The sequence below is a fragment of the Enterococcus raffinosus genome (genome assembly GCF_019175485.1).
GTDB lineage: Bacteria > Bacillota > Bacilli > Lactobacillales > Enterococcaceae > Enterococcus_A > Enterococcus_A raffinosus.
Genome location: NZ_CP072889.1, coordinates 408,837 through 430,811 on the forward strand (window position 1 = coordinate 408,837; position 21,975 = coordinate 430,811).

The following is a 21,975-nucleotide window of genomic DNA, read 5'->3' on the forward strand; positions in this document are numbered from 1 at the left end:
TTTCCAAGACCTCACCCCGCTTGTTATTCAAAATCATCCATGATTCTTTGGAAACTATTGAATAAGATATTTCGATATTGTTTTAAAAACCACTTATTTATTCCGGTACTATTATCGTTATGTCTGCCGGTTAGCCCCTTGTACAACACTCTGGCAGTAGAACGGTTCTCTTTTAATACCTTAAAAAGTTGCGGAAAGGCATCCTTGTCATAGTCATCCTGTTTCATATACGCCACTGCAAAAGTAGTATGACTATAATCTCCAGCAGAAAACTTATCCCAGAACTTTTTATTCAATCTTTCTGCCGCCTGGATGGATGATTCTCCAGTATTGTAAAAAAGCATGTCTAAAGAAGTTGGAAACCCATTCGGTCTTAAAACGCGTTCATTCAATGCAATTGTTCCAATATTGGCTAATGGTTTACCGATAATGACACTATTCGGTCTTAAATCACTTGCATAATAAAGGGCACCAAATGTTCCCATAGATAAGCCAGATAAAATGAGGTCCGCAGATGTAAATCCTAAAAGCTTTAATTTATCCTGAATAGTCTCGACAATTTTCTGTTCAAAGGCCTTACTGCCTAAGTAAAAATTTCCACCTTCTAATCTAGGATCTGCAATCAACATATAGGGGCCTCCTCCCATGCTGCTCATCATCCTTCGCCCTTCAAATCCTTCCGCAGGTCGATAACCTGAGAAGTAAACGGCTAATGGTGGTTTCAAATCTCCCGCATTAAAATAGTAGAAAACTTCTCCCGTTAGATTTTCTGAATCAATGATTTTTTTTCCACCAGGAATCATTGAACTACTATCTGCTAATGCTTTCCGAACGTGTACTTGACTAACTCGAAGTTTTCCAGTACCTCCTCGCGCATACAAGGAAACGTTAATATACGTATTCACCTGCTCCTTAAAAGTAATTTTTTCTCCTTGCTGAAGCCGAGCTAATGGAACTTCAATCACTTGAACAACTTGCGAAGTATTCTCTTTCACTAGAAATATTTTGAATAATAGTTCTATTTCTCCTGAAAGAACACCTACCTCCGAAAAAAACTCCATTTTTTCATCTGCTTTGATGAGATTTGTCATCTTCCAAGAAATTACTTGTCGAAACTCTTTTGAAAAATTTCCATTTAGCTCCACGTAGGAATTTCCACACTTTTGGATAGTTCCATCAAAATTCGGTTGCACTTTGATAAAGTCATTTGACAATTTATAGCCGGATTGTCTAACTAAGTACTGTTGATTGATAAATTGAAAAACCTGGCCCATTTCCTTCATTTCAACAGAAATGGCTTGCTTTAAGGTCAGTATTTTTTCTATTTCACTCGAAATAACTGCCTCGTTGTCGTAAAAAATTTGATAAGCAGGCAACTGTACTAATAAATGACTATTTGATACAAGAAGTTCCGCATGCGATTCTAAAATAAAAATAGCTCTTCCAAAAGCTGTGTTAAACTGACCCTCAATAAATATCCCTGTCTCATTTTCATCTTGAGAAAAATCATAATTACTAGGCAACCACTTGTATTGAAATTTGGAGGACAGCTGATCTACATTCTCTGCTGCTTTTTTTCCGATGTGAAAAAGATTAATTTTCTTAGCCATTCAACGCCTGCCTCCATTTTTCTAGTATGATTTGTGGACTAAAATCCTCAATTATCGTTACATTTTTAACTAACGCATTGTTCCAGTTACTTAAATTTTCTAAAAAGTAACTCAATGCTGGTTCTAGTTCAGAGATTCTCCTTATAATACGACCATTTTTATAGTCTTCGATAAAATCAGTTTTCGCTTTCGTAATCTGAGGGATCCCTGCGCTGATCGCCAATGACTGCATCTGTAAATCGTATTTATCACTGATATCGATATAAAGTCTTGTTCTCTGAAAATCATTTCTAATGGACAAAAGTGTTGGCTGAACTCGAAATTCGATTCGATTATAAACATCAATTGCTTTTACCAAATTTTTCCATGAATCCGTTTTTCGAATTTCTTCAATAGCAAGTTCATCTGCCTTATACAAATGCTTCGTCCTTTTAGCTTCAATAAAGTGTGCTGCTTTTTTAAAATCTTCAGACTCACTATCGACATCAAAGTAACCATCAATAAAATCTTTTTGAAGTTCCTGAAATTTACTTTGATCAAGTATTGTGCTCACTTCGATAATTAAACTGTACTTGGTATTGCTGATTAGGTTCTTAATCAAAACCTCATTTGCTTCAAATAAAACATCCGATAACTGAGTTGCTCGCCAATACATAATCAGCTGCGCAACTGAATTACTCATTCCTAAATCCAATTCGGTATTGAACATTGGAATAGTATGAATTGAGGTGTTGCTTAATGCTGGATAAGCTTTTCTTACTGAAAGTAGCTCTCGATGCTTGGCGGATGTGTCTGTGACAATTGACTTTGCAGTTTTCATGCAATTTATAAAAAGTTCTCTATTATACTCACGAAGAACGTTGTCATCTGAGACAATTCGAACAAGTGATTCTTTCTCCTGAAGAACCTGTGTCGCTTTAAGTACATCCTCGTCCGTCGTTGTGAGAATCTTCTTGTCATTCTTTTTGTTTTTCTCAAACTCTATTTGCAGAACAGCCGATACGACCTCATCCATTGTGAAAAATTTGGTCTTTTTCAATTGATCGTTTCCTGCTTCTTCGATGATTATCTCCGGATTATCACCTAGGAGCTCTGTGACTGTTTTTTCACCGTACTCATTGAAATACTCTCGTTTATATATTTTATTTGATTTTGATGCGAATTCTTTTTGTGATAAAAACCCACGGTCATCGTAATAATCAATGAAGTAGCCATCTGATTCAAAAAACTTCACACGCTCAATACAGCCATACTTGTTATAGGTTACTTCCCCATAGGATTGATTGTTTTGAAGAAGCACCATCCCAAAAGGGGTATAGACACTTTCGACATCCTTTGGAAAGCATAAGTCCTCTATGCTCAGTGGATGCCCTTCTTCTAAGGAAACGTTTTGAATGACATCATAAGCTCGCCAGTAGCAGTCAGAAAACAATGAATACTCCTGCGCCTTATACCTTAAAAAAGGCAGATAATTCAATAAAAATAATTTGTATTGCTCGCCACTTTCTGCAAAAAGTCTTGTAATATTTAAAATCCGGTCATTCTCTAAATTATTGTCCGCCTGTTTCCAATTCGGGATTAAGTAAATCATGAATTTGTACACTCCTGCTTCTCGCTAAAAAATATTGTAATTTCGTTTCGAAAAAATGAACCTAATTTCTTGGGTGAGCGTATCCAGAATGATAATCAACATGAAGACACTCCCAAAATAGAAGGCCAGATTTGCTATAATTTCTATTTTTAACCCAATAAATAATGGAACAAGGGAGACGATTACTAGATAAGAATTCCCTACCATTGCTATAGTCGATAGTTTCTTTTTAATATACGTCTCAGTGTCTGCACCAGGAACTATTTCATATATATAATCTCCTGATTCCTTTAAATGCTTAGCGATGTCATGAGGACGAACATTTATATAGCTAAACCCCATCCCCAATGCATAAAGAATGATCCCATAGGTAATTATTCCTTCAACCGTATTAAAAGAAAAAAGCCTTGAAAGGACACTAGAAAAAAGAGTATTAGTCCATCGATCGTTCAATAGCAATAATTGTGGAATTGAAAAAACTGTTACCGCAAACATAAAAGGCATGGCCCCTGCAGTTAATAATCGAATCGGGATGTATGAATGATTGAATTTACTATCTATTCCTGTTCGTTGAATAGCGATTCGATATTCTGAATTGTATAGAAATACCGTTACAACAATATAAATCAGAGTGATAATCAGCAAGCCGATAATAAAACTGCTATTAATTCTCAAGGTCCCGCTTTGTCCAGATACGAGCATGGCAGGAATATTAGAAATCAATCCCGGTAAAATAAATAAGCTTTGTGCTCCGACGCCCTTTTCACTATTGATATCTGATAGCCAAGAAACAAACATCGCTCCTGTTGTTAGTATGAGAATTGCTACACAAAAAAGGTGAGCTTATTTACGTCAGGAAAGGATTTATAATCAATCAGATTTTCAAATTTGAACATCAAGGCAATCCCTTGTGCAATAGCGAAAATGAGCGTCAGTACTCGCTGAATATAGCCCCTTTGTTTAATTGAAAGATTGTTAATTCTATCGGTATCAATCATGCTTATTGTGGTCCAGATGATCAAAGCTGTCATATAAGGTCCCATACCAAGAGAGAGTAGTGTTGGTTTAGCTAAATTCCCTCCGGTTGTCGTTGATAAAAAGCGAATGATTAGGTTTTGTGATCCCTCTTGTGGAATAGTTAAAAATCCTGGAACATCAATTTTTTTCCCAAATTCCACTATTGTAAGCAGTAGGATGCTCCAACAAATTCGTTTGACTATTTCTTTATTGTTTTTCATGGTTACCGTCCTTTTTTTAATACTCATCTACAGCTGAACTAAGGAAAATCTACATCAATAGAACCATCGGAATTGTAAACTAAATCCGATAATAGTAAATTTCTAAGGATGTTTAGCCATATTTCCTCCTTCATTTCAAAAAAGGATCGTCTTGCTTCAATTTGGAATTCATAGATTGGTCTGTGCTGACCCCAACTTCTTCCATTCACAACAGATTTTAATTGCTGTAAATTATCTGATTGTTCGATCCACATCGCGTCAACTGCTTTCAAAATGACAATCCTCTTGAAGTAGAGCTGTTGAAAGCTGTCTGGAATTTTTATTTGCACTTCTTCAATTTGTCTTGCAATCAGCATATTTAAGTATTCAGTCACACTTTTCTTACTATATTCCTTAAGCTCCTGATCAAATAAAGACGAATCAAAGTTGTATTGAATATTGTTGTAAATGAAATCAATCAGTTCGTTTCTATTCAAATTATTCTTATTTGAAACAAACGCCTCGATCACCTGACTTTTTGCACGTTGGATGAGTTCTTCTAAAAAGATTATGGAGCCTTCCATCACATTATTTCGAGCGGAATAAATTTTTTCTCGCTGTACACTGATAATCTCGTCATATTCAAGAATATTTTTTCGACTTTCAACTTCCTGATTTTTCCGATTCGCCTGTGACTTATTAATGATTTTTTCGTACTTCTTTTCATTCAACGGTTGATTGTCGCTGCTTGGCGCATGTTCATTCTTTTCAATTAATTTTTTTCTGGACTTCGCTACCCATTTAGGTGCACTTTCTACAACAATTTTATCCTCCATCGAAACAAAGAAAATGGTATCGCCAGGATCTCCTTGTCGTCCTGCCCGTCCTCTAAGCTGGTAATCAATACGGTCACTTGTCATTCTTTCCGTCCCTAAAACTAACAAGCCACCATTTTTTCTCGCTTCCTCATCGAGTTTTATGTCTGTTCCTCTTCCAGCCATTGAAGTTGCAACCGTAACTGCACCCTTTCTTCCGGCTTCAGATACAATTAAGGATTCTTTTGCGACTGTCGTAGCGTTCAAAATATTATGAGGAATTTTTTGCTGAAGCAGTAGTAATGAGTATAGATTCGACATTGCTACAGAACCTGTTTCGACCAAGACAGGACGATCTTTTTGAAGAGCATCCTTTACAACTCTCAATGAAGATAACACTTTCGCCTTATTCGTTACGTATACCTCATCAGCATGATCTACTCTTTTAATAGGCTTATTGGTTGGTATCTGAATGACATTTACATTGTAGGTTTCGCGAAATTCTTCGGCATCCGTCTTTGCTGTTCCTGTCATTCCAGATAAAATTTTAAATTTCTTAAATAGATTTTGATAAGTGATGGAACCCATTGAGCGTGTTTCATTGGTAATTTCTACACCTTCTTTTGCTTCAATCGCTTGATGTAATCCTGCTTGTAATTTTGTTCCAATTAACTTCCTTCCGTTTGCCTCATCCAGAAGTAGTATTTCTCCCTCTTCAACTACATAGTCGCGATTTTCTTCCAATAGTTGATTAGCTCTTAGCGACAAAACCAGATGTCGATATAAATCCCGCCATTCTTCTGTAAGAATCCCTTGAATACCAAAATATGTTTCAGCTTTTACTATTCCATCATCTGTGAACCAAACATTTCTTTTATCTTCACTTCTTAAGAAATCCTCTCCTTCTCTGAGACTTTTTACAAACCAATCAGAGGTTTCAAACAGATTAGATTGCACTTTAGGTGCACCAGAGATAATTAACGGCGTCTGCGCCATATCAAGTAAGATGGCATCAATTTCATCAATTAGTACGTAATTAAACTTATTAACGTACTGTTCCTCTATAGTTGTCGCTAAGTTATCAAATAGATAGTCAAACCCTAAGGCACTATGTGTGGTGTAAACAATATCCGAACCATAGACAGCTTCTTTATCAATCTCTTCTTCGCTAGCATCTTTCGGAACACCAACAGAGATCGTTAATCCTAACCATCTATAAACTTTCCCAACTTCTTCGGCATCCCTCCAAGCTAGATAGGAATTTGAAGTAATCAAGAAATTGCCTTTTCCCATAATGCCTCTTAAATACATCGGCATTGTAGCGGTCAATGTTTTCCCTTCACCTGTTTTCATCTCCGCTACATTTCCAAAAAATAAAGCAATCCCGCCTAATATTTGTACGTAATAGGGCTCTAACCCCAATACACGTCTGTCCGCTTCGGCGACCACGGCATAGGCTGCTGGAAGCAATTTCTCTATCTTTTCGCCATTCTTTACCCGTTCCCTTAGCAACATTGTTTGCTTTTGTAATTCACTATCTGACATTGCTCGATATGTGGGTAAAAGTTTAATAATTCGATCTGCAATTTTTTTATACTTTTTTAAATGTTTATCTCTCATGTCAGTCTCGCTACTCTTTTTATTTTTCTAAAAACTTTCTAGATAACAATAATCTCTAACAATTTAATCGCTCACTATTCGATATCCCTTTCCCCAAATAGTTTGTAAATCGCAATTAACAAAGCCCGATTCTTCAAGCTTCACTTTAATCCGTTTCACAATGGTTGACGTCTGAGCTAAGTTAGATTTTGTCACTTGAGACCAAACTTTTTCGCATATCTCTTCTCTTGAAATTAATCCTCCCTTTGCGTTATACAAAATTTCAAAAACCTGTTTTTCTTGCTTGCTTAACAGCAACATGGTATCTAGATCTCTAATATCAAAAGACAAAACATTCAGACTGTTTTTTTCTTGACTATTCATTTGGTTTCTCTTCAATTTTTTTCCTATCTCTTCTAACGGTTCATCCATAAACAACATACTTAAAAAGTCACTGCTTTGACTTTTGTAATTTCCCAAAAAAGTTGTTGCTTTCCTAAAAAAACTTGCTGCTTGTACCGTTTCGTTTTTTAGAATCTGATCTACCTCTTCATCAGATACCGTTTCACTAAAAACGATAATAGGAAAATAGTTAATCACCGGATAAATGGATGTTTTCACTGTTAATCCTTTTAATAATTTACTGCTACAAAATACTTCGTGCCCAAGCATACTTAGCTTTCTAACTAACTCTTCTTCCGCAAAAATACACTTTGTCAAAATCAATACATTCATTTTTATCTTCCTTTTTTCTTTAGTAGTTTCTTTTTTTATGAAACAGGTCTTTTTTCTCAAACACATTCCAACGATAAACATAAAACTCAATTGGAAAGAAATCCTTTTTGTTTTGTAGAGAATATTTGTTATTATATATTGAGACTTGTTGTTTTATTTTTTCACCACATTCCAAAAAATGATTCAAAAATTTTACGTTTAAACAATTGTTTTGATAGTTAATCAATCATTCCATTTTTCATACTTATCTCAATAAATTTTTGTTTTTAAGTATAAAAAAAAGTTCTTGGTCTTATAAAAAACTAGAAAAAAAGCTCAACATCTTGTGTATCAAGAGATTTGAGCTGAACATGACGTCGAATGACGGCTTAATTCTTTTTTTCACTATTGAGAAAAAAGGAATGCTATTTTAAATCAAAAAAATTAGATTTCAAAGAATCTATTTTCAAGTTCTACGGTACTTGGAAAGCGCTTTCCTAATAAAGTAAATTTTTTTATCCGAATATAAACACCTTCTTTTTTTAAAACGTTTTACTAACTTACCCAGTTTTCCATTTTTGCTATTACTTGATATCTTTGCTCTAATAGGGCATGTACATAAGTGTCTAATGTCATTTGGGTAGAGGCATGACCCAGAAGGGCACTGACAGAAGAAATATCTCCTTTCATCTCTAGGCAACGTGTAGGAAATGTATGCCTTAATTGATGGAAGTGTATCTTAGGCAAATTCGCCTTTTCTCTGATCTTATGAAAATAGTAAGACAACAATCGCGGCTCCGTTGGTTGTCCATTAGTAGAAAAAACAAATTCACCTTTAACTGTCTTTTTATGATTAAGCAGTAATTTATTTAATGGTCTTGTCATGGGGATCATTCGTACCGAAGATTCAGTCTTAGAATCAGCAAATAACAGTTGTGTACGTTTGTTTCCTAAAGATAGTCCTATTCTCTGATAAGTGTTGTTCACATGAATTAAATTGGATTCAAAGTCAATGTCGGACCAACGTAATGCTGAAATTTCTCCAATTCGCATACCAGAATGTAAAGCTAGTAACACAGGTAGCCCTCTTTCATTTTTCTCTACGGATGCTATTTCCATTATTTTTTTTTGCTCCGAACGCGTTAGAGCATTCACTTTCCTTCTCTTTACCTTTGGTAGTTGGATCTGGGAAAAAGGATTTGAAAAGATTTTCCCATTTTTTTTAGCGTTGTTCACACATTTATTTAAAATTCTAAAAATCACTTGAATTGTTGAACGGGATAGCTTTCCAGAAAGTTCCTTAAGCAGGATTTTTCCTTGCTCCTTTGATAATTCGTTCAAAGGTATATCGCGAAGTGTGGGCAGAATGTATTTGTACATTTTGTAGTAATAGCTTGAGAATGTGGCTGGCTTAACTTCATGTTGCACATTTCCGAGCCAATTTATCGCCCATTCCTCAAATGATTCGCAGGAGATACCATGAACTTTTTGCAGTGTGTGGTATTGAATTTTTAAAGGAAAAATTTTTTCTCGAACCTCAGTATAACTTTTTCCATAAACATACCCATATTTTATTTTTCCATCCTTTTTCCTGCCTTTTGAATATCTTCCTTCCCATCGTCCATCCTTTCGTAAATATATGTTTTCCCCTTTTCTCATAGACAAAATCCTCCTATTTTTGACGGCTTAAATGACGGCACATTTTTTCTTCAATTGACTAATTAATCCTTTAAAAATATAAAAATTACATACTCTTTTTACAAATTAAGATTTTGAAAACTCAGATATGATTAATTATATGAATAATATTGATTAAATCTAATCTATATTTTATAATAGCATTATAAAACGATTCTAAAACGATAAACAAATAAGTTAATTTAATTTTCTAGATAACAATCATTTTCTAGTTTTTTATAAGACCAAGCAAATAAAAAATTGAAAAATGATTCTACTTTTTTAATTCTTTATAGCTTTGATTATACAAATAAAACCAGTTGATCCTGAAAATATAGTCAAAAAGTATATTTCTTTCAAAATTTTTTACTAACATACAAGAACTAAAGATTCCTCAGCATAATTAAGAAATACTTTCTGTATATAAAAAGGCCCTACTATCAACTAGTAGGGCTTTAAAAAATTCTCAGAGCTACTCAATTGGAATAGCTTTTTTGTGCTCCAATTTTTCTGCTGCTTTTGGCATTGTTACTTTTAAAATACCATCTTTATACTCTGCTTTTATCTCTTCTTCTCGAATGTCCCGAATCGCAAACTGGCGGCGAACACTGCTAAAGCTTCGTTCACTTCTTACCAAATTGCCTTTATCGTCTTCGGATTGGGTGTCTGTCTGGTGTTGTCCTTCAATTGTCAGCACACCATTTTCGTAGTTGATTTGAATATTTTCTTTTGGAATTCCTGGCAGTTCTGCTTCTAATACATACTCTTTGTCTGTTTCATGAATATCTGTTTTAACCATATTGCCTTTGAAACCTTCAAAAAAATTCCGTCCAAAGTCCTCAAAAAAATTGAAAGGTGTCATGTCAAATAAATCAGAGCGACGAGGAATCATGTTGTTAGCCATTTTGACCATTCCTTTCCTTTTTTTGTCTTCCTTCACTTATAATTTTACTCGCAGCTACTGAAAATTCAAGTATAAACAATTGTAATTAATTGTAGATCTAAGAGGACTAATTCTGGATATTTTCTCGTTCGGATAGCTCATTGACTAAATTTTGAATTGCAACGATGGCTTGTGGTGTGACATACGGGTCCATTAAAACCATTGGAAAATCTTTCGGCAAGTCTTCTCTTGACCCTGTAGTGATTAAGCCATCATAGGTCAGTATTTTCTTGTTCATTTCTTCTTCGCCATACCATGCATCCTTAAAGTGATGAATCTCAAAATTCCCATAAACAATTTGTGAGATAACGTTTGTGATAAACTCTTCTTCCGTAGGCGAAAGGTCTGAAAGAATTAATAAGTGAACCGTGTTCTCTTGAGAAGCTAAGCGCTCTAAACTGTCTGCTTCGGCAGTCAGCAGCAAATAGGCATAATTAATAATAAAATCCTCACTTTGATAGATCTTATGAGTTCTTACAAACTCCTTTGCAATACCCAACACCTTCTCGACCGACTGCTTATGCATGATTTTTACCATTTTTATAAAGATTGCTCGGCTTTTCCGTAAAATAGTTAAAAATTCGCCCTTTTCGTCAAACAAATAATGGTCGTTAACTAACAGCGTGGTAATCTCAAGTATTCGTTCTTCTTCAAAAGAGCCTACCATTAATTGTGTAAATTGTTCCGTCATTGTTCGATGGGCCATAAATAATTCTTTGTACCGCGGATTATCCTTCAGAGCCAATTCTCGATGTTCTTTACTAAAAACAATGGCGTCGGAGAAGGAAAGCCATAGACAATCACGCATCATTTCTTCAGTTAGATTCAGTTGATAAGCTTCAGAGACCATATCTCTAAAAAGCTTTGCCGTTTCGTCCGTCGGCAGTACCAAACCATTTGTTCGTAACTCTTCCTTAGGATACGGATGTCCATTTTTGATACGCCATAAACTAATGAAAACATTATAGGTCATCCGTTTCTGATAAATATATTTTTTGTGCAGCCCATTAATCTCAGTAAATTCCTGAACAAATTTTTCAATCGCACTCAATTGATACTCTTTTACATCTGGCAGAACGGTCTTCAACGCGTATTGCTTCTCAATAAAATATAAGAAAAAGAAATGGCGAACCACACTTTCTCTGCCCTCTAAACGTAATGGTCTGTAGCACAATTTAATATCGGCCTGCTGCAAGATATCTTCCATTTTTTTCAAGTATCGTTGTGTATTTGACGAGCTTAAAAATAGCGCTTTTGATAATGAACCAATATTATCATGTTGCTCGTATAGCAGCTGTTCCAAAATTTGAAACTCCGGTGATGTTGTTAAAGCGGATGAGTAAAGCTTCCCTATGCTGATGTCTTCCTTCAGCTTGACACGATAGACACCTTTGTCCTTCTCAACAAAGAAACTATCCTGTTGTGTATTTATCAAATTAATATCGTTCAATAAGACTGGTAATGAACAATGCAATTCACTAGTCAACTGCTCACTTGAAGTTCCCTCACGATTGTAATACAGTATCTCTACTAGTCTTGTTCTACGTCTGTTACTTACTCCCAAAACCTGGCGAAAATCCATTATTTCCCCTCCAAATTAGTTTGAATACGACTTTTTTAACCACTACTGGACGTTCCCTGAAAGCTATTTCAATGAATATAAAATAACTAACATCATTTAAAAGATAAATGGTCCTACATTATATTTATTTTACCCTTTTTCAATTCGTATATATAGTGTTTTTACACATAAATATGAGTATATTTTTAAAAGTTTTTATTTCATTAATTATTATCAATTTAATACTATTTACCAACTATTGTTTATAAGAAATTTATGCAATAAAACGCTTTGGGTTTGCACTTCCAAAACAGCAAAAAAAAGCTATAGCCTACTCCTTTTTTTCGCTAAAAAAAAAACGACATCCCTTAAAGAAATGCCGTTCGATATTCATAGATTTTTTAGAAGTCGCTCCAAACTTCCTCGTCCTCTGCTTCAGCTTTTTTTCGTTGTGCCTTAGTTTTTCGTGGTCGATCATAGCTCGCTTCATACTGCGCATTTCTGCCATCTGCTTTGGGAATGATCAGTGCCAATAAAATATATAAAAAGACAGGTGCTCCTACTAAAACGATACTGATAAATACAAAGATGACTCGCGCGATGGTTGGATCAATCCCAAAATATTCCGCGATCCCCGCGATTGTTCCCGTTATCATCCGATTCGTTTGTGATTTTGCCATTCTTTTTTTCATTTTTAGTTATTTCCTCTCTATTTATCATAATCTTTCAAGAAAATATTTCCTGCCTTAGAGGAGACTTCGATTTGTGCTGACTCTCCTGCTTTTCGTTGGAAATGTAGAATTTTTTGTGTATCTCCATTTCTTTCCTGCATGGTTTCACAATTTGCAAAGCGATAGTTGATGGTTCCGATTCCTGTTTTTGCAGAACCTTCGATACCGACTGCTTGCGGCAGTGATACTTTAACATCGCCATTGACCGATTGCGCTTCGATTTTCTTCAAGTTATTATTTTTTGCAGTTAGTTTAATGTCCCCATTGATTATTGAATACTCTGATCGAACGGTATCTGCTCTTGAAATAATTGTTCCTGTTACTGTTTCAATTGACGCGTCTAAAATTTCACCTTCACGAATCTCGACTTCATTGTTTGTACCTTCAATTTCCAACATGGAAGAATCCAGTGCTTTAATCAGTATTGTCCCATTCGTTGCTTTAATAGCAGCATTTTTTGCCACAAGCTCTTCAATCATTAAGTCCCCGTTCAATAAGCGAACGGATAAGTTATTGTATTGCCGCTTGGGTAGATGAAAGGTCAATTTCGCATCAACTCTTTTATTGGGTACGTGAAACAAAACTTGATAGTTATTCACATCAATTCGACTACGTTCTAAGAATGCATCGACAGGATCTGGTTCGTCCATTTGCCCCAGCAGAGCAACGGATGCTTCAACCTTGATGTCGTTAATCGCTTCATCCTCCCAAGTTTTCAGAATGACCTTTCCCTTTGCTAATTTAATATCAATGGTCTGGGCATCAATGTCTTCGAAGATAAACTGATGCGTGAAATGAGTTTTCGCTGTCCCATAAAACTTTTTATTGATACTTTTCCAGTCAAAATCACTATTATTGACCGTATCATTCACTGTTTTTGCTGCACGATTCACCACTCGTCCAATCCGACTAGCCCAGTCGTTCGGCTCCACCTGTGGACGATCCATCGGCCGGTATTTTTGCTCTTCAAAATCATCAGGAACTTCAAAGAAGCCATCTGATACATATGGTCTTTCTGGTGAAGCAAGCAGATCCTCATCTATCGCTTTTCGCTCATGCTTTAATAACTCGATTTCCTCTTCAAGTTCCTTCAATTCAACCTTCATTTGCTTATAAAGAGCTTCATTTTCTGCTGAGATAATTCCCAATTCAGCCTCTAGATTTAATTCTCTAAATATTTCTTTTTTTTCTCGTAATGTCTCTACTTTGGTTTGCAGCGCTTCATCAAACTCATCAATTTTTGACCTTACTGGATCACTTTCTTTTGACTCAGGCTCCGCACTATTTTCCCATTCATCAATCATACTAGCAACACTATCAGAGGAGTGCTTTTTTTCTTCTTCGATGGCTTCTTCTGGAATTTGTATTTCTGGTTCCTGTTCAAATATTTCCTCAACGGCTTCTTCCTCTGAAATGTCCAACTCTTCTTCGCCCAAGTCTATTTCCGGCTGAAAGGAGTCAGAAAAATCCGTTTGTTCTTCAAAATCGGTTTTCTCTTCAAAGGATACCGGTTCTTCTATATTTGTTTCATTTTCAGACTGCGGTACTTCTTCTAAATCAGATGATGCTTCAGATTCTGATTGGGAGGCTTTTTCACCTTCCCCCTCTGTTTCTTTTAATCCAAGACTTTCTAATAAATCCAATCCTTCTTCTGGAGATAGGATGCCTTTTTTAATTGATTCTAAGATTTTTGACCGTTCATTCATACTGATCTCTCCTCAACGATTTGTTCTATGTTCCTATTATGCACAATCATTTTCAACTCGTCATGGGTCGAAAGGACTATCTTTTTTCCATTGACCAATAAAAAGAAAAAAGAGCAAACCGTTTTTAAACCGTTCGCTCTTAGATTTATTAATAAAGATTGACTATAGCAATCGTTGTTGTTAAAAATTAAAAGTCACTCCATGCATCGTCAGCGGTTGTTTCTGCTTGCTTCGGCTGGCTATTGGTTGTTTGAGTATAAGGTTGTCTATATTCATGAGAAGTACTTCCCGCTTTTGGCATGACCATCATTAATAGAAGGTAAAGGAAAATCGGTGCGCCTTCTAAGAAAAAGACACTGAGAACAAAGGCTACCCGAACCATCGTAGGATCAATACCAAAATATTCTGCAATCCCCGCTAGTGTCCCCGTTAATACTCGATTGTTTTGTGATTTCATCATTTTTTTCATTTTCATTCTCTCCTTTGAATTTTCAAAAAACACTTTTTTAGGGACGCATTTTTTATGCTACCTGTTCATTACTTTTCCTGTTTGCTATGTGTTTTTATCTTATGTCTCTATTATGCAGAATCTGCATTGATTCGTCATAGGTCGAAAGGCCGATTTTTTGTCTAGTTATTTGGTAGGAGTTCTTCTAGTGCTCGTGCAAAACATTTAAATCTAGTTTCATTCGTAAAGTGTGGTAAAGTAACTTTTATAAATAGGATGAATTTTTTGAAAGGAAGCGTTTAGTTGATTCAAATTCGCGAAATGACCCTGCAGGACAAGCCAAGACTGCGTAAACTTTATTTAGATAGTCGTAGAAAAACATTTTATTGGGACGATCCTGAGTTGATGCACATGGAAGACTTTGATCGTGATACGGAGGATGAATGTGTCTTTGTTGCCGAGTCGAACCAAGCAGTCGTTGGCTTTATTTCCTTATATGTACCAGATAGTTTCATTCATTGTTTGTTTATAGACGACCGCTTCAAAGGACAGGGTATCGGGCATTTGCTTTTAAACGAAGCCAAGAAGAAGCTAACTCTACCAATGCGTTTGAAATGTCTGTCTCGCAATACGCCCGCATTGGCCTTCTATGAAAAGGAAGGCTGGGAGAAAGTGCACGAAGTAAAGGTACATGATGCTTATTGGCAGATGATTTATCGCTAAGTATTTTGAGTAAAACCGAACAAAAAATGTATACGTTTAAAAAAACGCTTGCATTTCCATTGATATCATGTGAAAATAAACACACAAGTTCTTCAGGGCAGGGTTTAATTCCCGACCGGCGGTGATAGTCCGCGAGCCTTTTGGCTGACTCAGTGCAATTCTGAGACCGACAGTACAGTCTGGATGGAAGAAGAAAAGTGTGTGTTTGTTGATCCTTCAGATAACAAACGCTATTTGATGAATCAATACACCCTTTTTCTACTTTGACTGTGCCTTGCAAATGTTGTTGTAAGGTTCTTTTTTATGTTTTAAGAAAGGTGTGTTGAAATGAAATTTACTGCAAGAAAGTTAGTGATGATCGCAATTTTTGGTGCTCTCGCCTATGTACTGATGCTCTTCAAGTTCCCACTGCCCTTTATGCCGCCATTTATGGATTTTGATTTGGCAGGTGTCCCGGAATTATTAGGGACCTTTTTGTTAGGACCTGTTGCTGGGATCTTTATCGTGTTAATCAAGCTCTTAATTAAACTAGCTACCGTGGGTACAGCCTCAATGTTTACTGGAGAAATTCAAAATTTTATTCTAAGTATCAGCTTCATTTTGCCTGCTAGTCTGATGTATCGGCGATCAACGTTTAAAAATTCTGCCTTAAAAGGAATGCTGACGGGAACCGCCGTTGTAACTTTTGTCGCTTGTCTATCAAATGTGTATTTTATTATTCCTTTTTATACCAAACTGTATGGTCTTTCAATGGAAGCCATTATTGCTATGACACAAGCGGTGAATCCCATGGTGGACAGCGTTTGGAAACTAGTAATTATCGGGATCATTCCTTTTAATTTGATCAAATATGGTGTCACTACTGCGATCGTTTACTTTTCTCTGGATCGCTTACGCTCAATTTTTCTTAGACGGGAGTTTTTATAGTGGAATTTCAAGCAGCAGTCAAACATTTTTATCAAAAGCTTGGTCGAAAGAAGATTATGGCGCTAGCGACAAGTTTGAATGACCATGTCATGGTGCGAAATGTCAGCGTCATTATTCATGAAGGGAAAATTCTCTTTAAAACGGATAAGAATTTCAGAAAAACAAAACAACTATTGGAAAATCCCCGGGTAGCAATTTGCTATTGGGGCATTCAAATCGAAGGTATTGCTATCAATCATGGATTAGTCGCAGATCAGCCGGACCAATCCTTTCAAGAGCTGTATCAAAAATATTGGGAGAAAAGTTACAACGCTTATCCTCACAAAGAGAGTGAAATTCTGATTGAAGTGGTACCAAAACTGGTCGAGATTTGGGATCAAGATCAAGATGACAAGGGCTTTCAATTGTTCATCGATTTTGATCAGGAAAAAGCTGAAATAGAGAACTATGATTAGGCTAAAAAAAGTCCTGCTTTTAAGCTTTCTATAAGCTAAGGATCGTACACTTTAGTCGTGGATGAACTTGGTGTTTAAACTCAGAAATGGGACTTAAAACGACGGTTTGTTTCATTTAATACGAGGTGCAGGTTCGATTCCTGTCATCCACGTTGGCATCGTAAAAAGCGATCAGGATTGTAAAAACAATCTTGATCGCTTTTTTGAGTCTCTAGAGGATATCTATTCTTTAGTTGTCTTCACTTACCAGTACTGTATAATTTTTATTGAGGTGAAGGAATGAAGATTGAAGAAAAATACGCTATTAAGAAAAGGTTTTTAATTGTCTACTTTTCGCTGCTTTTTATTGGTTTGCTGCTAACTGTAGGCAGGTGGCTTAGTGTGCCGATGCCAGCGTTTGTACTTATCAACGCTGAAATCCATTCACACATCTCTAATCTATCCTTGAGTATGATTTTTTACTTAGCAATTGGACATACTTGGTTACTTTCTGGAATAAAGTTTCGTTGGATTACTCTGCTTGGTTTAGTGATCCTGTTAGGAAATTTGATTTGCGAAACGTTGTTAGGCTTTATAAATACAGCAGATATTATTGATGCCGTCTATGGTGCAATTGGCACAAGTATTGGCTTGGTTTACCTATTTATTACCTATAAATTTGGCTTGGTTGAACTGAAAGAAAAATGATAGTCTCCTCTATCAAGTCATCGTTCAATAAACATTCGATGCCAAAAATCCCTCTCCATTTTCCACTGCCGTTTACAAATGAAACCATTTACATTATTTACTGGCGACTGTAGACTTAATGTAACACGACAGAGGATGTGATGGAATGGAGATTAAAGCAATCGTCTTGGATATCGACGGGACTTTATTAACTTCGAAGAAAGTAATTTCAGCAAAAACAAAACAAGCCTTAATTACCGCTCAGGAGAAAGGCATTAAAGTAATTTTAGCTTCAGGACGCCCTACTACTGGAATGTACACACTTGCAAAAGAATTAGAAATGACCAAATATGAAGGTTATCTTGTCTCTTATAATGGTTCGCGAGTGACAGATTGCAAAACAAAGGAAGTGCTTTTTAATCAAGCAATGAGTGTTGAAAAGGGACAATCAATTCTAGAACATCTGAAAAATTTCGATGTGCTGCCGATGATTGACAAGGAAGATTATCTTTATGTAAATGACGTTTACAACAATACGTTGAAATTACCCGACGGCGATTTCAATATCATTGAGTACGAAGCACGCGGCGGGAATTTTAAGCTTTGTGAGATTGATGACTTAGCAGCCTTTGCCACATTTCCAATCAATAAAATTTTGATTGCGGCACAGCCTGAGTACCTTCAGGAACACGTAAAAGCAATACACGCGCCTTTTGATGAGACAGTTACCGCAGCATTTTCTGCACCCTTCTATTTTGAGTTTACTGACAAAGGGATCGACAAAGCCAAAGCACTGAATACTGTTTTTCCTGACTTAGGCATTCATTCTTATAATTTGATCGCATTTGGCGATGGACATAATGACCGGTCAATTATTGAATATGCTGGAATTGGTGTAGCGATGGGCAACGCTGTGGAGGAATTGAAAGCGGTAGCTGATGATGTTACTCTCTCCTGTGATGAGGATGGTATTGCTGCAGGGTTGGAAAAATATTTATAAAATGAAAAAATTAGCCTATACTGAATGGTCCCAAAAGTTAGAGCAAAAATCTAACTTTTGGAGACCGATATTTTTATGAATAAATGTAGTTTTGAATTCAAATTGAACAGGGGTTAAGAATACTTTAATTTGCAAAATGTATATGGGATTTAGTAGAGACTCATTCGGTCAAGCTTGTGTGTGAATTCATACCGGAAGTTCTATGAAGAGCCAGTTGGCTGAAAAACACTGACTTTTCGGCGAACAACTTATACTATCTACCTGAATCCTTGCATTTTTTAATCATTCATCTGTGGATGTTGTGCATCTATAACAAAGTCTTTCCCTTCCACACCAAAATAGTCAGTAATTCGTTTTTTTAATTCCTTCATTGCTTGATTGGCATGCTGAGCTTGTTCTGCATTGACAGATTCCATAAAGAATATTGCCTCTTTAGTGGTTTCTGTTAGCATCGTTCGTTGTGCTTCTCGCCAATTTAAACAGCGACAAATAGCTCCTTCATCATCAAAGTAAATGATTTCTCCTGGTAAAGCCGGAGCATCTGACTCAGTGCCTAGTGGTAAAAACGATTCTCCGCCTGAAGCTTTACCTAAATGAATATTCCCTGCAATCCTCTCGAGATCTTCTCCGCCACAAGGGACCGCAAACTCCAACGAAATACTATTATAAATATCTACCAAAGGATTGATGGGATGAAACTCACGATTCTGACTAACCCTTTTTAGTAAAGCTTCAATCGATGAACGAGCACCTTTTTTGGTTTTGAATTGACTAAAAGCTCCTCGCCACTCTGCAATCACTGAATTATGACTAAAAGGCTCCTCTTGAATGAATTTCTTTGCGGCTCTTTGTCCCTGCTCTAACAAATCCTTTAGATAGGATTCTTGATCCTTTAGTTGATTATTATTTATTCCTTTAACGATCAATACATTGAGCTGTGCCTCTGGAAAAATCTCCCAAAATGAGGACTCTGCGATAAATGTTGTCATGTACTTACTCCTTTACTTGTTTTAAATACGGCCGTTTGTTTCCTTTTTTGACAGATACCCATTCCTTATCGATGTTTTCTACAACGGTTTTTAAGGTTTTGGAAAAAACTAAAATTTCCTGCTCTGATAAATTTTCCAGTGCTATCTGGTTTGAATATTCGTTTTCCAAACGAATGATTGGAACAAGCGTTGCTCCGTCAGAGGTGATAAATAAACGGCGAATTTTTTTATTCTGCAAATCTGCTTTCTTTTCAATCAAGCCTTTTTCCTCCAGCTTCTTAAGAGCGCGAGCTGCTGTTGTTCGATCAACTTTAATCATCTCAGCTAACTTATCTGGAATTATGCCGGGATTTTCTGATATTCGAATTAAATATAAGTACTGGCCCTTAGAAAGCTGATAATCCTTGAATTCGATATTGGCGATTGAATCCAGAGCTCTGGCTATTTTTCCAATATCGCGTAATACATCGATCATCTTTAATCCTCCCTCTGAATGTACACTCATCATAATTTATTTTTGTTGCAAATGCAACAAAAATAAATTTATGCTCACACCAAATAAGCGTAGAAAGAACGAGTTTTCTACGCTTACTTTGCTTTTTCATTTCTTTTTTGTATGATTTTTTGACCAAGATTGGCCCAATCTAACGGTCGTGGTGGCGACAGCCAAACAACACATTCTTTCTTATAAGTATCACCTAGCGCTCGAGAATCCGTCAATAATATATCTGCCGATGCAAGGTCTGTTATGATTTTCGCGCCAACTAAATGAAAAAAATTCAAGTTCTCCGTAATGAATTGATTGTATAAACTTCCGAAAGAAAAATCGACATATACATTGATCGGCTCAACCAAGATCTCTTTCGGAAAACTATCCAAAACCAAAAAGAGATATTGAAGCAGAACTTGCTTCTTCTTTTTATATAATTCTGCATCCGTTTTCTGCAACTGTTTGACATAGGTTCGACAAAACTCCAATGCGGCAGGGTAGTTTTGTTGAAAATACTGGATATTGATCTCAGGCTGAATCGTCTCACTGGCACTGCTCGTCTCTAGTAATTGAAAATGCAAGAAACGACATCGGATCAAAAAAAACTCATTACGATCAGAATGATCCCTTAGCTTAGGAAAAGACGCGACGAGCTTATCTAACAAGTTCTGACTCCATTTTGCAATTTGCGTGTGTTTATCCAGTCTTAACCCGCTTCCTAAATCTTCTGAACGAGAATAATAGTAATACAGGAAGGCAGTCACTTCCGCTTCCCTATAGTCATCGGGAACAAAGCGAAAAAAAGAATCCGCCATTTCTCGTTTTATATCTGCTTCATCCAATAGCGCATCTTGCGTTTCTTTTTCAATATATTTCTGCTGCTGAATCCTTAAATTGGAGATATAAAGATAATGCGTTAAATTAATTTTTTGATGAACAGTCAATTTTGATTTTTCTAGCCGTTCTTGCTTTTCAAGCATACGATGCTCGTTTGTATGAGTAAAGACTTGGTAATGACACTTATAAATTCGAGAAAACAATTCCGTCAGAAACAGGCGAACATTTTTTTCACTTTCACCAATTAGTCGAAACTTCTTATCGATTTTTATTTCATAAGGAGACAGGTACTGATTCAACAGCTTGAAGTTGTTGTAAACAATAGGATAGCTGATTAGACGCTTTTCAGATAATTCATTCAATGATTTATACTTACCAAGTACTGCGTCCAATAATATGGTAAAACCGATGGACTCCTCTACGTATTTTTCTAAAAGTGTCTCTGAACTGGCCGTACCGGTAATCTGCAGCTGAACAAAAGGATCTTCTAGACAGAGTATGATTTCTTGACTCAATCCATACTTCTCAATGTCCTGAATCAATTGCTCAATCGTACTTTTTAGGACATAATTTGAAATCTCCAGACGATCCATTAGCTCCTTTTTTGTCAGTGCAAAATAAGGACTCCGCTCTAATAGCTTCAGCATCTGATACTTCCGCCATTCTTCTTTTGCTAATAAACTATCCAACAAGAGAATCACTCATCCTCGCTGTTAGCTGCCCATTCGCTTCTCCATATAAAACAACACCTGATAAAAGATAGGCAGATTGAGCGATATCCGCAAAATCATTCGGTGCACCAGCAGAACCGCCACTACTCTCTGGTGGTATAGCAGGCGAATTGATAGAGGAAAAGAAATCATCATCCAACGTTAATACTTGATTTTGAGGATGGCCTTTTAATTTCGGTAAATAAGGATCTGACTTTGGAAACTCACGAGGGCTTTCCTCCTGCTTTTCCATCACAGACCCCTCACCTAACTGTTCTTCTATTTGAATTGTTTCTTTTGGCGGCTCATCTTTTTCTTCGCTTTCTAAGATTACCTCAGCCTGCTGCGTTTCTGAGACAGTTGACTCATCAGTATCCATTGTTGATGAGTCATTAGTATATTGATCAGTTATTTCTTGGTCAGTATTTGGTACTGGAGTAATTGTATTGTACGGATCCAGCGGGTCATAAATAGCGGTATTGGCAAAGACATGTTCCGAATAGAGAAAAATCGTTGCCCCAAACGCTACCATCAATGAACGTGTCACCATTTTCTTCATTCCATCA

The 21,975-nt window shown here is 36.3% G+C and carries 21 protein-coding genes, 1 tRNA gene and 1 riboswitch; of the genes, 6 read left to right on the forward strand and 16 right to left on the reverse strand.

Annotated features, from left to right (window positions below):
- Positions 1-23: 23 nt before the first annotated feature.
- From asp2 to J9537_RS16670, 12 genes are all read right to left on the reverse strand, one after another.
- Positions 24-1,610: an accessory Sec system protein Asp2 gene (gene asp2 / locus J9537_RS16620; protein WP_010744221.1), complete on the reverse strand. Its 1,587-nt coding sequence runs from the start codon at positions 1,608-1,610 to the stop codon at positions 24-26.
- Positions 1,603-3,201, reverse strand: coding sequence for an accessory Sec system protein Asp1 (asp1, locus tag J9537_RS16625; protein WP_010744220.1), 1,599 nt, complete (start codon positions 3,199-3,201; stop codon positions 1,603-1,605). The genes asp2 and asp1 overlap by 8 nt, the downstream gene beginning before the upstream one ends.
- A 24-nt stretch (positions 3,202-3,225) precedes the next feature.
- Entirely contained in the window at positions 3,226-3,999 is a 774-nt protein-coding gene (locus J9537_RS20695; RefSeq protein ID WP_245001356.1) for a SecY family transport protein, read from the reverse strand.
- Positions 4,000-4,025: 26 nt separating this feature from the next.
- Positions 4,026-4,439, reverse strand: coding sequence for a hypothetical protein (locus J9537_RS20700; RefSeq protein ID WP_245001357.1), 414 nt, complete (start codon positions 4,437-4,439; stop codon positions 4,026-4,028).
- A gap of 38 nt (positions 4,440-4,477) precedes the next feature.
- Positions 4,478-6,853, reverse strand: coding sequence for an accessory Sec system translocase SecA2 (secA2, locus tag J9537_RS16635; RefSeq protein WP_070509688.1), 2,376 nt, complete (start codon positions 6,851-6,853; stop codon positions 4,478-4,480).
- 63 nt (positions 6,854-6,916) lie between these two features.
- Positions 6,917-7,567, reverse strand: a complete 651-nt coding sequence (locus J9537_RS16640) for a helix-turn-helix domain-containing protein (protein ID WP_010744217.1) — start codon at positions 7,565-7,567, stop codon at positions 6,917-6,919.
- A gap of 534 nt (positions 7,568-8,101) precedes the next feature.
- Positions 8,102-9,205 carry a tyrosine-type recombinase/integrase gene (locus J9537_RS16645; protein ID WP_070509686.1) on the reverse strand — a complete coding sequence of 368 codons (1,104 nt, stop codon included), beginning with the start codon at positions 9,203-9,205 and terminating at the stop codon, positions 8,102-8,104.
- Positions 9,206-9,695: 490 nt separating this feature from the next.
- Positions 9,696-10,127 carry an Hsp20/alpha crystallin family protein gene (locus J9537_RS16650; RefSeq protein WP_010744215.1) on the reverse strand — a complete coding sequence of 144 codons (432 nt, stop codon included), beginning with the start codon at positions 10,125-10,127 and terminating at the stop codon, positions 9,696-9,698.
- Positions 10,128-10,233: 106 nt separating this feature from the next.
- On the reverse strand, positions 10,234-11,748 hold the full coding sequence (locus J9537_RS16655; protein ID WP_070509685.1) for an AcpB/EbpR/MafR family transcriptional regulator: 1,515 nt from the start codon (positions 11,746-11,748) through the stop codon (positions 10,234-10,236).
- A 380-nt stretch (positions 11,749-12,128) separates the two neighbouring features.
- A complete protein-coding gene (locus tag J9537_RS16660) occupies positions 12,129-12,419 on the reverse strand; it encodes a PspC domain-containing protein (RefSeq protein ID WP_070509683.1) in 291 nt (96 codons plus the stop codon).
- A 17-nt stretch (positions 12,420-12,436) separates the two neighbouring features.
- Positions 12,437-14,164 (reverse strand): daptomycin-sensing surface protein LiaX, encoded by a 1,728-nt coding sequence (gene liaX / locus J9537_RS16665; RefSeq protein WP_070509681.1) that lies wholly within the window; start codon positions 14,162-14,164, stop codon positions 12,437-12,439.
- A 187-nt stretch (positions 14,165-14,351) separates the two neighbouring features.
- Positions 14,352-14,633 carry a PspC domain-containing protein gene (locus J9537_RS16670; protein WP_010744211.1) on the reverse strand — a complete coding sequence of 94 codons (282 nt, stop codon included), beginning with the start codon at positions 14,631-14,633 and terminating at the stop codon, positions 14,352-14,354.
- A gap of 282 nt (positions 14,634-14,915) precedes the next feature.
- Here J9537_RS16670 and J9537_RS16675 point away from each other — a divergent pair, with 282 nt between their 5' ends.
- The 6 genes from J9537_RS16675 (at position 14,916) to J9537_RS16700 (ending at position 18,383) form a co-directional block, all read left to right on the forward strand.
- Positions 14,916-15,335, forward strand: a complete 420-nt coding sequence (locus J9537_RS16675; protein ID WP_083284987.1) for a GNAT family N-acetyltransferase — start codon at positions 14,916-14,918, stop codon at positions 15,333-15,335.
- Positions 15,336-15,419: 84 nt separating this feature from the next.
- A riboswitch (FMN riboswitch) is annotated at positions 15,420-15,534 on the forward strand.
- Positions 15,535-15,662: 128 nt separating this feature from the next.
- On the forward strand, positions 15,663-16,262 hold the full coding sequence (locus tag J9537_RS16680) for an ECF transporter S component (RefSeq protein ID WP_010744209.1): 600 nt from the start codon (positions 15,663-15,665) through the stop codon (positions 16,260-16,262).
- On the forward strand, positions 16,262-16,717 hold the full coding sequence (locus J9537_RS16685) for a pyridoxamine 5'-phosphate oxidase family protein (protein ID WP_070509679.1): 456 nt from the start codon (positions 16,262-16,264) through the stop codon (positions 16,715-16,717). The genes J9537_RS16680 and J9537_RS16685 overlap by 1 nt, the downstream gene beginning before the upstream one ends.
- Positions 16,718-16,774: 57 nt before the next feature.
- Positions 16,775-16,869 (forward strand) — tRNA-OTHER (locus J9537_RS16690).
- A 127-nt stretch (positions 16,870-16,996) separates the two neighbouring features.
- Positions 16,997-17,404, forward strand: coding sequence for a hypothetical protein (locus J9537_RS16695; RefSeq protein ID WP_070509677.1), 408 nt, complete (start codon positions 16,997-16,999; stop codon positions 17,402-17,404).
- A 145-nt stretch (positions 17,405-17,549) separates the two neighbouring features.
- Entirely contained in the window at positions 17,550-18,383 is an 834-nt protein-coding gene (locus J9537_RS16700) for a Cof-type HAD-IIB family hydrolase (RefSeq protein WP_070509675.1), read from the forward strand.
- 278 nt (positions 18,384-18,661) lie between these two features.
- On the opposite strand, the gene J9537_RS16705 is transcribed toward J9537_RS16700, so the two are convergent.
- The 4 genes from J9537_RS16705 to J9537_RS16720 all read right to left on the reverse strand — a co-directional run bounded on the left by J9537_RS16705 (position 18,662) and on the right by J9537_RS16720 (position 21,968).
- Positions 18,662-19,372, reverse strand: a complete 711-nt coding sequence (locus tag J9537_RS16705; RefSeq protein ID WP_028020121.1) for a B3/B4 domain-containing protein — start codon at positions 19,370-19,372, stop codon at positions 18,662-18,664.
- A gap of 4 nt (positions 19,373-19,376) precedes the next feature.
- Positions 19,377-19,847 carry a MarR family winged helix-turn-helix transcriptional regulator gene (locus J9537_RS16710; protein ID WP_010744200.1) on the reverse strand — a complete coding sequence of 157 codons (471 nt, stop codon included), beginning with the start codon at positions 19,845-19,847 and terminating at the stop codon, positions 19,377-19,379.
- A gap of 113 nt (positions 19,848-19,960) precedes the next feature.
- Positions 19,961-21,400 (reverse strand): helix-turn-helix domain-containing protein, encoded by a 1,440-nt coding sequence (locus J9537_RS16715; RefSeq protein ID WP_245001358.1) that lies wholly within the window; start codon positions 21,398-21,400, stop codon positions 19,961-19,963.
- Positions 21,381-21,968, reverse strand: coding sequence for a hypothetical protein (locus J9537_RS16720; protein WP_028020118.1), 588 nt, complete (start codon positions 21,966-21,968; stop codon positions 21,381-21,383). Before J9537_RS16720 ends, J9537_RS16715 begins: the two co-directional genes overlap by 20 nt.
- Positions 21,969-21,975 lie beyond the last annotated feature (7 nt).

Coding starts and splice junctions, on each gene's coding strand:
- liaX (WP_070509681.1), bottom strand. CDS start 14,164: ATGAATGAACGGTCAAAAATCTTAGAATCAATTAAAAAAGGCATCCTA.
- J9537_RS16650 (WP_010744215.1), bottom strand. CDS start 10,127: ATGGCTAACAACATGATTCCTCGTCGCTCTGATTTATTTGACATGACA.
- J9537_RS16720 (WP_028020118.1), bottom strand. CDS start 21,968: ATGAAGAAAATGGTGACACGTTCATTGATGGTAGCGTTTGGGGCAACG.
- J9537_RS20700 (WP_245001357.1), bottom strand. CDS start 4,439: ATGAAAAACAATAAAGAAATAGTCAAACGAATTTGTTGGAGCATCCTA.
- asp2 (WP_010744221.1), bottom strand. CDS start 1,610: ATGGCTAAGAAAATTAATCTTTTTCACATCGGAAAAAAAGCAGCAGAG.
- J9537_RS16670 (WP_010744211.1), bottom strand. CDS start 14,633: ATGAAAAAAATGATGAAATCACAAAACAATCGAGTATTAACGGGGACA.
- J9537_RS20695 (WP_245001356.1), bottom strand. CDS start 3,999: ATGTTTGTTTCTTGGCTATCAGATATCAATAGTGAAAAGGGCGTCGGA.
- J9537_RS16710 (WP_010744200.1), bottom strand. CDS start 19,847: ATGATCGATGTATTACGCGATATTGGAAAAATAGCCAGAGCTCTGGAT.
- J9537_RS16680 (WP_010744209.1), top strand. CDS start 15,663: ATGAAATTTACTGCAAGAAAGTTAGTGATGATCGCAATTTTTGGTGCT.
- asp1 (WP_010744220.1), bottom strand. CDS start 3,201: ATGATTTACTTAATCCCGAATTGGAAACAGGCGGACAATAATTTAGAG.
- J9537_RS16660 (WP_070509683.1), bottom strand. CDS start 12,419: ATGAAAAAAAGAATGGCAAAATCACAAACGAATCGGATGATAACGGGA.
- J9537_RS16645 (WP_070509686.1), bottom strand. CDS start 9,205: ATGAGAAAAGGGGAAAACATATATTTACGAAAGGATGGACGATGGGAA.
- J9537_RS16640 (WP_010744217.1), bottom strand. CDS start 7,567: ATGAATGTATTGATTTTGACAAAGTGTATTTTTGCGGAAGAAGAGTTA.
- J9537_RS16695 (WP_070509677.1), top strand. CDS start 16,997: ATGAAGATTGAAGAAAAATACGCTATTAAGAAAAGGTTTTTAATTGTC.
- secA2 (WP_070509688.1), bottom strand. CDS start 6,853: ATGAGAGATAAACATTTAAAAAAGTATAAAAAAATTGCAGATCGAATT.
- J9537_RS16655 (WP_070509685.1), bottom strand. CDS start 11,748: ATGGATTTTCGCCAGGTTTTGGGAGTAAGTAACAGACGTAGAACAAGA.
- J9537_RS16705 (WP_028020121.1), bottom strand. CDS start 19,372: ATGACAACATTTATCGCAGAGTCCTCATTTTGGGAGATTTTTCCAGAG.
- J9537_RS16700 (WP_070509675.1), top strand. CDS start 17,550: ATGGAGATTAAAGCAATCGTCTTGGATATCGACGGGACTTTATTAACT.